This is a genomic window from Methylomonas sp. BW4-1, from assembly GCF_052474385.1.
Genome location: NZ_CP184125.1, coordinates 2,746,243 through 2,760,645 on the forward strand (window position 1 = coordinate 2,746,243; position 14,403 = coordinate 2,760,645).

Sequence of the window (14,403 nt, forward strand, 5' to 3'; positions counted from 1 at the left end):
ACTACTCAACACAGGAGACACACCATGACGCCCATATCCAGCCGCAATGTTGCCGAAAAATGGCGGTTTGCCCGACTCGGCGGTTTCGATCAGGTTGAATTGCAGCGCGGTAGCGATTTGATTGGACTGCCTGAACTGGATCAGAAATTATGGGCGGCGCTGAGTTGCCCGACCCACGGCTTGTTCTTCGACAACCAAACATTGGCGCTACTGGATACGGATAACGACGGCCGCATCAGAGCGAACGAGGTCATCGAAGCGGTGCGTTGGGTGAGTAAAGTGCTGAAAAACCCAGCCGATTTGATCCAACAAAACACCACCCTGCCGCTGGCGGCGATTAACGATCAAGATGAAGAAGGTCAACAGCTACTGGCTTCCGCCATTGAGATCTTAAAAAACCTGGGCAAGGCGGATGCAAGCCAAATCACCACCGACGATCTGGCCGATATGACCAAGATTTTCGCCAACACCCAATTTAACGGCGACGGCATTATTCCAGTTAAAGCCGCCGGCGACGAGGCCGGCCAGCAAGCCATCACCGACATCATCGCCTGCTTGGGCGAAATTCAGGACCGCAGCGGCGAGCCGGGTATTAATCTGGAAAAAATCGAACAGTTTTTTAAAGACGCCGGCGCATACTTCGATTGGTGGCAACAGAGCGACGCCGAAGCCGTGCGGATTCGCAATCAAATCGCCGACACCGAAGCGGCGGCGGCCTTGCTGGCGCAAGTAAAACCCAAAATCGACGACTTTTTTACCCGCTGCCAATTGGCGGAATTCGACACCGGCGCGACCGAGTTGTTGAACCCAGCCGACAGCCGCTACGAGCAACTGGCCGGCATCGATTTATCCGCCGGCAGCGAAGAGCTGGCTAAACTGCCGCTGGCCGCTATCGCTGCCGGCGCTAACTTGCCGTTAAATGCCGGCTTGAATCCGGCTTGGCGGGCTGCGATAGAGCAGTTAAAAACCCAGGTGCTGACGCCGCTGCTGGGCGCTTTGGATAGCTTGTCCGACGCACAATGGCAAAGCGTGGTCGGCCAATTCGCCGATTACCAGGCTTGGTTGCAGAAAAAACCTGCCAATGCCGTCGAAAGCCTGGGGCTGGAGCGCATCAAAACGCTGTTGCAAAGCGATACGCAAGCCAAATTGACCGGCTTGGTCGAACAGGATTTGGCTTTGGAACCGCACGCCAAAGCCATCGATTCTGTCGTGCGCTTGCTGCATTACTACCGCGATCTGTACACCTTATTAAACAACTTCGTGTCGTTTCGCGATTTTTACAGCCCGGAACCGCACGCTATTTTCCAAGCCGGTACCTTGTATCTGGACGGCAGAAGCTGCCAATTGTGCGTGAAAGTGGATGACGTGGACAGCCATAGCAAGTTGGCAGAACTGAGCAAGATTTTCCTGGCCTATTGCGTCTGCCGCCGCCAAGGCAGCAACGAAACCCTGACCATCGCCGCGGCCTTTACCGGCGGCGACAGCGACAATTTGCGCGTCGGCCGCAACGGCGTTTTTTACGACCGCAATGACGTGGACTGGGATGCGACCATCGTGAAAATCATCGAAAACCCGATCAGCATCAAAGAAGCATTCTGGGCGCCTTATAAACGTGTCGCGCGGATGATTAACGAGCAAATGGAAAAAAGCGCGTCGGCCCGCGACAAAGCGGCCCACGAAAATACGTTTAAAGGCATTTCCGAAGCCGGCGCCAACGCCGGACAAGGCAAGGAGCCGCCGGCCCCGTTCGACGTAGGTAAATTTGCCGGGATTTTCGCCGCCATCGGCTTGGCAATCGGCGCGATCGGTACTGCGCTGGCCACGGTGATGAGCAGCTTCATGGGCTTGGTTTGGTGGCAAATGCCGCTGGCCATCATCGGCGTAATGCTGGCGATTTCCGGCCCATCCATGTTTATCGCTTATTTGAAACTACGCCAACGCAATCTGGCACCGGTTCTGGACGCCTGCGGCTGGGCGGTGAATGCGAAAGCCTTTATCAACATCCCGTTCGGTCGCTTGTTGACCGGCGTCGCCAAATTACCGAAAGACGCGGAAATGCAAATGGTCGATCCATTCGGCGAAAAGCAAAGCCATTGGAAAAGCTACCTGTTTTTGCTGATCCTGCTGGCCGGCGCGGCCTACGCCTGGCATAAAGGCTATATCGGACCTAAGCAAGAACCGGAACAAGCGGCCCAGGTCGAGGAAAAAGCGGCGCCAGCCAAAGCGGAGGCACCGGCTGCAGCTCCAGCCAAGCCTGCGGAGCCGGCTAAGTAAGCCTTTCTTTGCAAACCACCGGAGCGGCGGCGCTTATCCGCTGTTGCTTCGGCCCTATCTAATGTTGTAAATGTAGGGCGTCAACAGGCGTAGCCGTATTGCGCCGCATGTCGGCCTTAATCATTCGGCGCATTGCGCTAACGATAATCCCCCGTACGCGGGCTTAAAATCATTTGTTGGGCCGTCATGAAAACTCAGCTAATCCTATTTTGTTTGAACTTTGCTCTTATAGGCTGCGCTTCGCGATCAGAAATTCATGACGACAACCCGATAAAAGACATATCGAATTTGTACAATAGAAACGGCATCGTTGCAGCTCCCACATTCGTTGGAAACGCTATTTGTGGCACACCGTTTATTTTGCTGGCTACTACGTTTGACGCCGTGTACATAGGTAAACTTGGGAAACGAACTGAAACGTACCGTTCCGCTATCAATAACAGCTACTTATTACCTGCTATGGCGTGTGGCTCAGCTACAGGCTTACCATTTATCCCGCTTTCCTATATTTTCGAGGAATCTCCTGTATATCTCTCAACCCCGTAGTACTCTGCTCCAAGTCAACAACCCCCTGTGATTTTTTACTCAATGCGGTACGTCAATAGGCGTAGCGCATGTTGGTATTAAATCATTCGGCGCATTGTGCTTACGCTAATGCACCGTACGCGGTGCGAAGATAGCCCATAGGATGCTGCCAACGTCAGGAGGCGCATCGCTCGCGTTACTCGACACCTTGAATTTCATATTGCTCATTACTTCCCCAATTATTTGAATAAACTCCACGTTTCAGAATTTGATGAAAACTGGAGTACGGCCTTTATGCCCTATGGGTAAATCCATCACCCATTTCACATATCCATGCTTCACCGGATTCCAATGGATATAATCGATATGCCGATTTAAATCATCTTGGTCTTCGATTAAATGCGCCCAAAACCGTCGCTGCCACTTGTGCCCTTCGGGTAAATACCGCGTTCACGCCGTTTTTGACGACTTTTTGAAACCCGTTCACCGGTTGATATTTTTCTGGAAAAACACCCTTTCAATAAATTCCATCGCATTGAATAATCGCCATCATCTGCCGGCAATGTCCAAATGCTCGGCAACTGCTCCATGCGTTGCCCTACCTCCTGCATCCATACAGTCGAATGCAAATGATCGGGCATGATCACCACGGCATTCATATAAAATGGTTTTCGGGTTTTTACATACCGAAAGGCTTGGCTTAATACGTCAATTTGCTCCATCAATAATCAATTGCTCTTGCGTTCCGCAAGATTGACGGTGAAAAACCACAAGGCTTTGGGTATATAAAAACGTCGATATTCGGTCATGACTTTTGGCTACTCGATCAATGCGCCTCCTAACGTCGGCTGCATCCTATGTGCGCACCTTATTGGGTTGGCCGGCGCGGCCTACGCCTGGCATAAAGGTTATATCGGGCCAAAGCAACAACCGGAACAAGCGGCCCAGGTGGAGGAAAAAGCGGCGCCAGCTAAAGTTGAAGCACCTGCTCCGGCAGGGACTCCACCGCCTGCGGAACCGGCTAAGTAAACCTTTCATTGCAAACTACCGGAGCGGCGGCGCTTATCAGACTGTTGCTCCGGTCCCGTCTAGTGTTGGAAATGTAGGGCGTCAATAGGCGTAGCCGTATTGCGCCGCATGTCGGCCTTAAATCTACGCGGACTGGTACTCTATTCGTTTAATATCAGTGGCAGGTTTATCAAATCGGCGTAATGATCGTTGGTTATTGCGCCTTACGGTCTTTTGTGTGTCAGACATAATCAAAATTATTGAAATTTTATGATGAAATTTTTAACCAAACTAACAAAAATCAGCTGCGCACTTATCATGAGTACAATCGTCCTATGTGAATGCGCATATGCGAATGCTAATACCCCTAAAATAAACGAAGACAGCGTAGATTTGCAGGCAAAAATATTTCTTGATGAGTTTGTAAGCTCAGATAGCAATACTCGAAAAGCGGCTAGGCTTTATTTGCTTGGCGTTTTGGACGCCACGGAAGGAAGGGTGTGGTGTGGCTTCAAGACGCTAAAAACTGCCACATTAAATGAATTTATATTTGAACATATGAAAAAACTTGAACCCACTCAATTGGAACGTCGAGCATCCGTGGTAATTGAAGAATCACTAAAAAAATCATTTCCTTGTAGAGAAAAGCCATGAAGCCAACTTTTCAGACACTTAAAAGTAATCATTACTCATCTGAACCTAGCAAGGCCGTAAGGCGCAATAACCAACGGGCATTGCGCCTTATTATTTTTCGATCACTCAAACTCATATAAATCTCCGTCAATTCCTGCCCAATTCAAAGGATAAGCGCCCTGCTCAACCCATCGGTGAACGGTCGAGTATGGCCAATCTTTTACGTGCTTTACCCATCCATGTTTCACCGGGTTGTAATGAATATAATTCATGTGCGCTTGAAAATCTGCTTCATCCCGTATCAGATGCTCCCAATAACGCCTTTGCCAAATACCACGTTCTCCCCGCTTGATTCTCACGCTCGATCTGCGCTCGGTTTTCGGTATGGCTTTGGAAAATCCAATTTTTATCAAACGTATTCGAGTAGCATAGTCAATATCGTTTTCCGGCAGTTCTATCAAGCAATGCATGTGCTCAGGTAATACCACCCAACCGTGAATTTTGAACGAGTGATGAGCTTTCACCGTTTTGACCGATTCCCGTAAAGATTGAATATGTCGTATCAACAAATCGTTATCTTTTCTTTATAACAAATTGATAGTAAAAAAATAGGCTCCGACTGAGTGCCAGGTTCGCAGGTAATCCATTTGTTTATTATCGATCATGTGCCTTCAATGCGGCGCAATGCCCGTTGGTTATTGCGCCCTACGCGGGCTTGTTTTTATCGTTTAAGACTAAACCCAACGAACATACCGACAACCAGGGTAATATAAAACACATAACGCATCGCTTTATATCTTTGAAACAATATTGTTTTTAATTTACATGAAATTAACATAGAAACAGGCATTAAAATCACTAACTCAATGAGTATATTACGCCAAAGATAAATGTTTTTTATATCGATATGCCCTGCGCTTGGCAAAATACCAAAAGGTAACTTTATTAAATTTGAATTTATTGGCCAAAACAGCGGCATAGGATGAACGCCCACCAGTAAATCCAATATCAAGTGAGAAAAGCTCGCCATATAAAACAACCCATGAGAAACCGAGATAAAAGTATTTTTTAATACAAATTTCTTGGCACATGAGGCAATCAAACCAATGACGAAACAAAATAATATTGAATGCGTTACTCTTGGCTCTATTTGATAGTCAAATACCCAATAAACCAAGTAATCCATGTCTGGACTTATACCCAGTCCGATAAAAAATATACACATAAAAGCAGCGCCGCCAGATTTAATTTCGTGCTTTCTGGCAAAAATGGCTGAACTAATCAAAGCATGCCCTACAATTGATGACATGTAATGTTTCCCATTTTTAAAATCAGTAACGTAGTAACGTAGGGTGGGCAACGCTTTTCTGTCCACCATTATCAAGCGATTACTTTAATTCCGCGTGGGCACAAAAACCGTGCCCACCCTACTTTTCATTACTCCACCCAAATCCTGACCATCAAGCGCCTCACGGCGCAATCATGCCATTGTGTAAATAGCTTTCTTCGTAATTAAACACGATGTTCGCGTCCGGCAAGACCAGCGATTCGTCCTTGCCCTTGTAATCCAAACGAAACAATAAATCCTTGATGATATTGATCCGTGCGGCTTGTTTATCGTCGGATCTAACGACAGTCCAGGGCGCGGATAAATGGTGGGTTCTAGCAAACATGATATTGCGGGCTTCGCTGTATTGCTGCCAGTGTTTTTGGGCTTCTTTGTCGATGGGGCTGATTTTCCATTGTTTCAGCGGATCTTTTTGGCGTTGTTTCAAACGTTCTTTTTGTTCGGCTTTGCTGATGTCCAGATAGTATTTCAAGAGCTTGATGCCGGAGCGCACCAGCAACTGTTCGTAATGCGAGACGGTTTCGATGAACTCGTGGTATTCGTCGTCGTTGCAAAATCCCATCACCCGCTCCACGCCGGCCCGGTTGTACCAACTGCGATTGAACAACACCATTTCCTGGGCGGCCGGCAAATGGTGGGTGTAACGTTGAAAATACCAGGTGCTGAGATCGCGGTCGGACGGTTTACCCAGTGCCACTACGCGGATTTCCCGGGGGCTAAGATGTTGAATGATGCGCTTGATGGTGCCGTCTTTGCCGCCGGCGTCGCGGCCTTCCAGGATGATCAGGATTTTGTCGCCATGCTTGATGATGTGATTCTGCAACTTGACCAGTTCCACCTGCAATTGCTGCAAGGTATCTTTGTAGACCTGTTTGTCGGACTTTGGTGGGTGCTTTTTACTCATATTTACCTGCCTGTCTAAAAGGGTTTCCAGCGTTCCGGCTTATTCAACCGCGTTGTCGCTCACTGCCCATTCTTACCCGCAAAATCAGATTTTTCTTTTGCTTCCTGAGTTCAAGAATGTCTTCGACGTTTTTTTCGTTGAGAATCTGATTCTTTAAATACAACACGTCGTTACAAATAATCTCGGCGGCTTCCATGCCTGCTTGCAACTGAGTCCAGGAAATTTCGATAATCGGCCGTTCGTCGACGGTTTCCGATTCGGCGAGCAGCGCCAGAAAGGTATCGACCACCCGTGGGTCGTAGTCCTTGGCTTTTTTGCTCAGCAGCCGCTCTTTCACTTGCTCGGTTGTCATCGCGGTGCCGGTGATCGAGCCATCCAGATAATTGATATAGTCGCGCACCAGAGTCAATATCCTGGTACCCAAGGGTATCTCCGCGCCCGCCCAACCCAAAGGTTGGCCGGAACCGTCGAAATGTTCATATTGTGCGGCGATGAGTTCGGCGGCGTTATGCAAGGGTTCCAGGCCTTTTAATAGCGTTTGCCCTTCCAAAGCGTGGTTTAAGTAGCGTTTGCGTTGCTGGCTGTTCATGCTTAACAAAGCCTGGGTCAGCAAACTGTCCGGCAAACTCATTTTGCCGATTTGCAGCAACAGGCCGGCATAAACCAAATCCTTCAGCTCGGCGGCATCCATACCCAGCCGCCGTCCGACTTCCCTGGCATTTTCCGCCACATATTTGGCATGTCCGCTTTTGATACCCGGCCGCATTTCAATGGTTTTGGCGAACACCTTAACCGAATCGGCATACTGTTTTTTCAAGGCATCGTGGGCTTGATCGATCATCTGCAAGGACTTTCTCAACTGCTCGGTGCGTTTTTCGACCTTGTCTTCCAAACCGGCGTTCAGCTCTTTCAGCTCCTGATTTTGCCGGTTGATAATATCGAACAGCTGCCGACGCTCGTCGCGCAGGCGCTTTTGTTCCAGCGCGTTGTTCACCAGAATTTTCAGTTCGTTGTCTTCCCAAGGCTTGCTGCAATAACTGTAGATCTTGCCTTTGTTGACGGCGGCTATAGTCGATTCAATGTCGGCATAGCCGGTCAGTAAAATTCGCACGATATTCGGCCAACGTTCAGCCGCCCGGGTGAGAAACTCGGCCCCATCCATCTGCGGCATGCGCATGTCGGAGATAATCAGATCGATAGGCTGTTGCGCCAAAATCTCCAGGCCGTCGGCGCCACTCTCCGCCATATAGACTTGATATTCCGCACCGCGAAACAGGCGTCGCAGGGCCTTTAAGACATTGGGTTCGTCATCGACGAATAATAAATTGGCAACGGTTTGGGGGTCTGGGGATAGCTCGGTCATGGCGCGGCTGCGATAATCGTTAACTGGCAGGAGTACGGGTCGGCAAATAAATCCGGAACCGAGTTCCTCGGCCTATTTCCGAATCTATCTCGATACGACCATGATGGTCCTGGATGATTTTGTACGATAGCGACAAGCCCAGGCCGGTACCTTTACCGACCGGCTTGGTGGTAAAAAACGGATCGAATATCCGCATTCGGGTTGCCTCGCTCATACCTTGGCCGTTATCCTCCACGTCCACCCAAACCCAATCGGCATCCTGATAACCGGTACGCACCGTGATTTTGCCGAAATCTTCAATGGCTTGCGCGGCGTTGACCAATAGATTCATGAATACCTGATTCAACTGCGCGCCAACGCATTCGAAAGGTTTGATACCGCCGTATTCCTTCACCACTTCGGCCTTGTATTTCAGTTCGTTGTTGACGATATTCAAGGTGGCATCAATCCCGGCTTCCAAATCGAACATCTCCCGGCCCTGCTTATCGATCCGGGAAAAATCGCGTAAATCCTGGACGATTTTCTTCGCGCGAGTCGCACCTTCCAGAGACTCTTCCACCAGATCGGCGGCGTCATCTTTCAGAAAATCCAGATCGACCGTATTTTTAAACTGTTTAAAAGCTTGTACGTCCGGGTGGTTATCCGCCAGTTGCCCGGCCAGACGCTCAGCCAATTCGGCGGCCTTGGTGAGTTCTTGTATGTATTGTTTCAGGCTGTTGAGGTTGGAATAAATATAACCGAGCGGATTATTGATCTCGTGCGCCACCCCGGCGGCCAATTGGCCGATCGAGGCCATTTTTTCCGATTGCACCAGATGGGCCTGAGTTTCCTGGAGTTTCTGATTGAGCAGGGTTTGCTGGTTTTTTTCCATCTGCAGCGTCTGATTCGCTTCTGTCAGCGCTTGGGTGCGCTCGCGAACCCGTTCTTCCAGTTGTTGGTTCAGTTTGAGCAAAGCGGTTTCCGCCTGCTTTTGCGTGCTGATGTCCATTCCACAGCCCATCAAGCCGGCAAATTTACCGTTCTTGCGCATCCTGGGCACAGCGGTTTCCAGAATCCAGGTTTCCTTGGCATCCTCGGTACACAGCCGGTACTGAATCTTGAACTTGGTTAATTCCTGCGCGGCTTGCTGATAGGTCTGCACCACCTTGTCCCTATCGTCGGGGTGTATCGTGCTCAGCCATTGCCGGCGGTCGACGAAACCGCGTTCGATGTGAAAGGTTTTAAACCAGAAACGATTGCAAAAAATCGGCAGGTTTTTGGCGTTGGTGATCCAGATCAGGGCCGGGAGATGGTCGGCAAGTTCCTTGAAACGCTCTTCGCTTTCCCGCAAGGCCGAATACAAATTGCTGTGCAAAATATCGACATGTTCATCCTTATCGATACTGACTTGCTCGGCGTCGATGCCCTGATTAAGGCTGATAGCCATCAACTTGTCAGTTTTTAGAATATGGTGGCAAAGCCAATCCACCAAAAAATCCAACAGATCCTTGGAAAGGACCGAAACATCGGATTGCGCCTCGACATGCACTTGCTGCATTTTATCGATAAATTCTTGATGTTGCTGGCAATGCTGGTCCTGCATCCGCGGATTGAAGCCTGCCTCCATCATCAGTTGCTCTTCGTGTTGGAAGTGCTCGACGGTATACTCGACCAACTGCTTGACGGTTTCCAGCATGGTTTGCAGGTCCGCGCCCAAGGCGTTTAGTTCATCCAGGCGATTAATCAGCGCGACCAGGTGCCGATGCTGATTATCCACACTCTCTATACCAACCAATAGTTGGTCGTTCCACGTTAAAATACTCATCCGCGATCCATTCTCAGGAGGGTCAAGTCTGATTGCCGACTTTTGGCATTATGGCACAATGCATTTACGCTGTCGGTTATTTCAAGACTCAGGTTATTGGTATGGATATTCAAGATTTCGACGGTTTACAAGCCTTGCTGGATTCAACGTTTCCGAAAACCTGTCGCAGTTGCGGTTACGTGTATATCTCGGCCGAGCAGTTTTTCATCGAAACCCAAGACATGCCCCATGGCCGTTCATCGTTACGGTCGGCTATTGAGGACGATGGCTTAATTCTAGTGGAAGTATTCAGAAACTGCCGCTGCGGCTCTACGCTGATGGATGAATTCGGCTGTCGGCGCGACCAAAACGAGGATGGCCTGCAGCGTCGTCTGGCTTTTGAGACGATACTGCGGGCCATGCAAGCCCGAAACATTCCCGCAGACGTGGCCCGCATGGAGATTATCAAATTTTTACAAGGCCAGCCCAATACGCTGGTGGCGCTGCTGAAACTTGAACTGTTGCCCTAAACAGCAACCTGCTCAACCCTGCAGGGCTTCCAATTCGTCCCAACGCTGATAGGCCTGACTTAGATCGGCCTCGGCGGTTTGCAATTGCGCCAGTTTGGCCGCCACCGCATCGGGACTTTGTTTATAAAAACCGGCTTCGTTCATTTCCGCTGTCAGCTGGGTTTGCAATGTTTCCAGTTGTTCGATCAGCGCCGGCAGTTGCTCGAGTTCCCGCTGTTCTTTAAAGCTAAGTTTCTTGGCCGGCGCGGTTTTGGGCTTCTCTTTTTTCACCGCTTGTTCGGCAATCTTTACTGCTTCGGCTTTTTTGTTCTGCTCCATCAGGGCAAACCAATCGGCATACCCGCCGATGTATTCTTCCACCCTGCCCTCGCCTTCGAACACCAACACGCTGGTGACGACGTTATCTAAAAACTCTCGGTCATGGCTCACCAGCAGCAAAGTGCCTTGATACTCGACCAGTTTTTCTTCCAGAATCTCCAGGGTTTCCAAATCCAAATCATTGGTGGGTTCGTCCATCACGATCAGATTGGCGGTCTTGGTAAACAGGCGCGCCAGCAGCAGGCGATTTTTCTCGCCGCCGGACAGGCTTTTCACCGGCGAACGGGCGCGGGCCGGCGCGAATAAAAAGTCGGCCAGATAAGACATGACGTGGCGTTTGCCGTCCGGCGTATCGACAAACTCGCCGCCGTCCAGCACGCTGTCGGCCACCGAAATTTCCGGATCAAGCTGTTCGCGCAATTGGTCGAAATACGCGATTTGCAGATTGGTGCCCAGCTCGATGCTGCCGGTGGTCGGTTGCAATTGGCCGAGCAGCAACTTCAGCAAAGTGGATTTGCCGGCACCGTTGTTGCCGATTAAACCGATCTTGTCGCCGCGTTCGATGCGCAGCGAAAAATCCTTGATGATGGGTTTGTCCTGATATTGAAAATTGACATCAATGGCTTCGACCACTTTCTTGCCGGACGCTTCGCCTTTATTCAAACTGAGCTTGGCGGTGCCTTGGGTATTGCGGCGTTCCGAGCGTTCGGCACGCAATTTCTTCAGCGCTCTAACCCGTCCCTCGTTGCGGGTCCGCCGGGCTTTGACGCCCTGGCGAATCCAGACTTCTTCCTTGGCCAGCTTCTTGTCGAACTCGGCGTTTTGATTGGCTTCGTCTTCCAAAGCAGCCGCCTTGCGAGTCAAATAGTCTTGATAATTACCGGCCCAGGAAGTCAATTGCCCGCGATCCAGATCGATAATCCGCGTCGCCAGTTTTTGTAAAAATGCCCGGTCATGGGTAACAAACATCACCGCACCCTGGAAGGCCAGGATTTGCTCTTCCAGCCAGGCGATGCTCTCGAAATCCAGATGGTTGGTCGGCTCGTCCAGCAACAACACTTCAGGCTCGATGACCAAAGCGCGCGCTAGTGCGACTCGACGTTTCCAGCCGCCGGACAAACTGCCGACCAGCACGTCCGCCGGCAATTGCAGTTTGCTCAATACCGCTTCGACGCGGGTTTGAAACTCCCAGCCATTGTCGGCTTCCAGCTTATGTTGCACATCGCCCAGGGCTTGCAGGGATTGCTCGCTGCCATCCATATGGCTCAATAATTCATGGTAACGGGCGATCACCCGGCCCAATTCGCCAAGTCCACCAGCGACGGCTTCGTAGATTGTGTCGTTTTCGTCCAGATTGGGCGATTGCTCCAGCCAGGCTAAACGCAATTCCGGCTGTTTCCATATTTCGCCATGATCGGCATGAATATCGCCGGCGATAATTTTCATTAAAGTGGATTTGCCTTCGCCGTTGCGGCCAAGCAGGCCGACCCGCTCACCGGCGTCGAGTTGAAAGGCGGCGTTATCGAGCAGCGCGTGGGTGCCGAAGGCGATGGAAACATTGGTTAAACGGATTAAAGGCATTTGTTTTGTAGGTAACGTCTAAGTAAGTCCAGCGCGAATAAAGCCGCCTGGTTTTGTTTGGTTTTAAGGGCGCCATAGGCGCTAAGCTGGGTCGAGACCACGCCGCTGGGTGTGGCTAAGGCATTGTAAAGGACTATGGCTTTATCTTTATCCCGGTAATCTTCGGCGCTGCCGGCAAAAAGCTGAACTAGGGCAAAATCGGTTTGCTCGCGCGCTTTCAGCTGTTCCGCCCAAATTTTGGCGATGGGCAGTAAATCGCCGCCCCCCGCTTCGCCTGCGCCGGTGTTGCGTCCCCAATCCAGATTGATTTCTACGCGCCTTAGCCAGTCGCATCCCAAGCATTTGGCAGCTAACCGGCCTTGGCTGGCGGTTTCCAGCAAGGCGAGCGAATAAGATTTCCGGCTCATGGCTTTGCTCACCACGTCCAGCAGATCGCCCTGCGCTTCTTCCAGGCCATCGATGGCAAACACGTAATCGCCAATGCTGTCGGCCACGGCGGCCACGCAGCCACGCTTTTCTTGCTCGGGGAAATTACTGGGAAACAATAGTTTGGTCTGCACTTCATCGGGTGCGGCACGAAACCCCAGCTGCACACCCGCGGGCAGATCAAAATCCGCCAAGCACTGCTGAATCGCCGATTCGCCTATACCTAGGCTGCGCAAGCTAACCAAACACGCCGGCTGTAGCTCAAAACCCTGCAGCAATTGCGGCCTGACTAGCGAGGTAAACATATTCTTCATTTCCGACGGCACACCCGGCAGACACACGAACCAGCAGCGTTTAAATTGCAAGGCAAAACCCGGCGCGGTGCCGTAAGTGTTGTCGATACGTATGGCCGACTGCGGCAGCATGGCTTGCTTGCGATTTGCAGGCGGCATCACGCGATTGCGGCGGGCGTAATATTGTTGAATGTCGGCAAAGGCCTGATCGTCGAATCGTAAAGGCTGACCGCTGGCGATACTGACTGCTTCGGCGGTTAAGTCGTCGATAGTCGGCCCCAAACCGCCGGTGCAAATACAACAATCGGCGCGCTCGGCAATTTCCGTGAACAAGGCCACCAAATCGTCCACGTCATCGCCCACTGCGGTGTGGCGTTTCAGCGTAAAGCCCAAATCAACCAATTGCTGGGAGAGCCAGGCGGCGTTGCTGTCCACGGTCTGCCCGCAGACAATTTCCTCGCCTTGCGAAAATATTTCGGCAATCTGTTTCATAACACCCGGTACCAGAGCGGTAAGCTCACTAAACTCAAGGCCGTCGTCACCGTCACGGCCATCGCATATAAGCCGCTGTCCAGCTTATAGCGGTCGCACAAGACGATGCCCATCACCATACTCGGCATGGCTATATCCATCACGGCCGCCGCCCTGGGCTGGCCGGTCAAATTGAGCAGGTTTGCCAGCCACAAGGCAATCAGCGGCATCAACCCTAGTTTAACTAATGCAGTGGGGACGATGAACGGTACGTTGCGCAGGCGTATATCCCGCCAGCTAAGCGCCAAACCTAACGAAAAAATCATCAACGGTGCGACCGCTCCGGAACATTTTTGCAGTAAGCCGGCCACCCAGAACGGTATCGGCACCTGATTGAGGTTTAACACGACCGCGACAAACGCAGCCCAGAACGGCGGCGCATTGAAAAATGCCAACACCGATTTTGGCTTAGGCTCCCCGCTAGCGCCGTAATGGCGGGCCAGCACGATACCTAAGGTATACACCAGGGGCGCTTCGGCAAATAAATCGATCTGAATGACCAAAGACCGGGTCCAGTCGCCGAAAATCTGCTCCAATACCGGCAAGCCCAGATAGGTGACGTTTGGAAAAGCCGCCGCCAAAATCACCGCCCCGGTTTGCGGGTTTTTAAATCTAAACAACTTAGCAAGCAGCCAGGTCGCCAAAATCGACAACAAGATGCTGATAAAACCCAACGCGGAGTATTGCAGCGATTGCCAACCAATATCGGCCCGCCACAGCACATCCAGCACCATAACCGGCATAAAAAAATAGTACACCACGCTGGTTAATACCAACCGGGTCTGGTCCGCCGTCAAGCGGTTAGGGGTTAATACTCGCCAACCGGCACCGCACAGCATCAGCGCGGTCATTTGCATCAAGGTTGTATTCATGCCGCGCATTTTAT

The 14,403-nt window shown here is 50.9% G+C and carries 11 protein-coding genes and 1 pseudogene; 3 read left to right on the forward strand and 9 right to left on the reverse strand.

Going from position 1 to position 14,403, the window contains the following annotated elements; translation table 11 throughout:
- Positions 1-24 precede the first annotated feature (24 nt).
- Positions 25-2,274 carry a hypothetical protein gene (locus ACH5Y9_RS12645; protein ID WP_445366319.1) on the forward strand — a complete coding sequence of 750 codons (2,250 nt, stop codon included), beginning with the start codon at positions 25-27 and terminating at the stop codon, positions 2,272-2,274.
- Positions 2,275-3,194: 920 nt separating this feature from the next.
- Here the strand turns inward: ACH5Y9_RS12645 and ACH5Y9_RS12650 are convergent.
- Positions 3,195-3,524, reverse strand: coding sequence for a hypothetical protein (locus tag ACH5Y9_RS12650; protein WP_445366320.1), 330 nt, complete (start codon positions 3,522-3,524; stop codon positions 3,195-3,197).
- Between the two features lie 553 nt (positions 3,525-4,077).
- Between ACH5Y9_RS12650 and ACH5Y9_RS12655 the strand changes: the two genes are divergently transcribed.
- A complete protein-coding gene (locus ACH5Y9_RS12655; protein ID WP_033159034.1) occupies positions 4,078-4,461 on the forward strand; it encodes a Rap1a/Tai family immunity protein in 384 nt (127 codons plus the stop codon).
- A gap of 101 nt (positions 4,462-4,562) precedes the next feature.
- Here the strand turns inward: ACH5Y9_RS12655 and ACH5Y9_RS12660 are convergent.
- From ACH5Y9_RS12660 to ACH5Y9_RS12680, 5 genes and pseudogenes are all read right to left on the reverse strand, one after another.
- Positions 4,563-5,087 (reverse strand): annotated as a pseudogene (locus ACH5Y9_RS12660) (REP-associated tyrosine transposase).
- A 74-nt stretch (positions 5,088-5,161) separates the two neighbouring features.
- On the reverse strand, positions 5,162-5,749 hold the full coding sequence (locus tag ACH5Y9_RS12665) for a metal-dependent hydrolase (protein ID WP_445366321.1): 588 nt from the start codon (positions 5,747-5,749) through the stop codon (positions 5,162-5,164).
- Between the two features lie 160 nt (positions 5,750-5,909).
- Entirely contained in the window at positions 5,910-6,692 is a 783-nt protein-coding gene (gene ppk2 / locus ACH5Y9_RS12670; protein ID WP_171694790.1) for a polyphosphate kinase 2, read from the reverse strand.
- A 43-nt stretch (positions 6,693-6,735) separates the two neighbouring features.
- Complete coding sequence (locus tag ACH5Y9_RS12675; protein ID WP_101051627.1) at positions 6,736-8,055, reverse strand: HD domain-containing phosphohydrolase; 1,320 nt, start codon at positions 8,053-8,055, stop codon at positions 6,736-6,738.
- A 19-nt stretch (positions 8,056-8,074) separates the two neighbouring features.
- On the reverse strand, positions 8,075-9,859 hold the full coding sequence (locus ACH5Y9_RS12680; RefSeq protein WP_445366322.1) for a bacteriohemerythrin: 1,785 nt from the start codon (positions 9,857-9,859) through the stop codon (positions 8,075-8,077).
- A 101-nt stretch (positions 9,860-9,960) separates the two neighbouring features.
- Here ACH5Y9_RS12680 and ACH5Y9_RS12685 point away from each other — a divergent pair, with 101 nt between their 5' ends.
- Positions 9,961-10,368, forward strand: a complete 408-nt coding sequence (locus ACH5Y9_RS12685; RefSeq protein ID WP_445366323.1) for a hypothetical protein — start codon at positions 9,961-9,963, stop codon at positions 10,366-10,368.
- Between the two features lie 12 nt (positions 10,369-10,380).
- On the opposite strand, the gene ACH5Y9_RS12690 is transcribed toward ACH5Y9_RS12685, so the two are convergent.
- From ACH5Y9_RS12690 to ACH5Y9_RS12700, 3 genes are read right to left on the reverse strand one after another with little or no spacing between them, the layout of a single operon-like run.
- Positions 10,381-12,267 (reverse strand): ATP-binding cassette domain-containing protein, encoded by a 1,887-nt coding sequence (locus tag ACH5Y9_RS12690; protein ID WP_415878666.1) that lies wholly within the window; start codon positions 12,265-12,267, stop codon positions 10,381-10,383.
- Positions 12,258-13,478, reverse strand: a complete 1,221-nt coding sequence (locus ACH5Y9_RS12695) for a competence/damage-inducible protein A (RefSeq protein WP_445366324.1) — start codon at positions 13,476-13,478, stop codon at positions 12,258-12,260. Before ACH5Y9_RS12695 ends, ACH5Y9_RS12690 begins: the two co-directional genes overlap by 10 nt.
- Positions 13,475-14,389, reverse strand: coding sequence for an AEC family transporter (locus ACH5Y9_RS12700; RefSeq protein WP_445366325.1), 915 nt, complete (start codon positions 14,387-14,389; stop codon positions 13,475-13,477). The genes ACH5Y9_RS12695 and ACH5Y9_RS12700 overlap by 4 nt, the downstream gene beginning before the upstream one ends.
- Positions 14,390-14,403 lie beyond the last annotated feature (14 nt).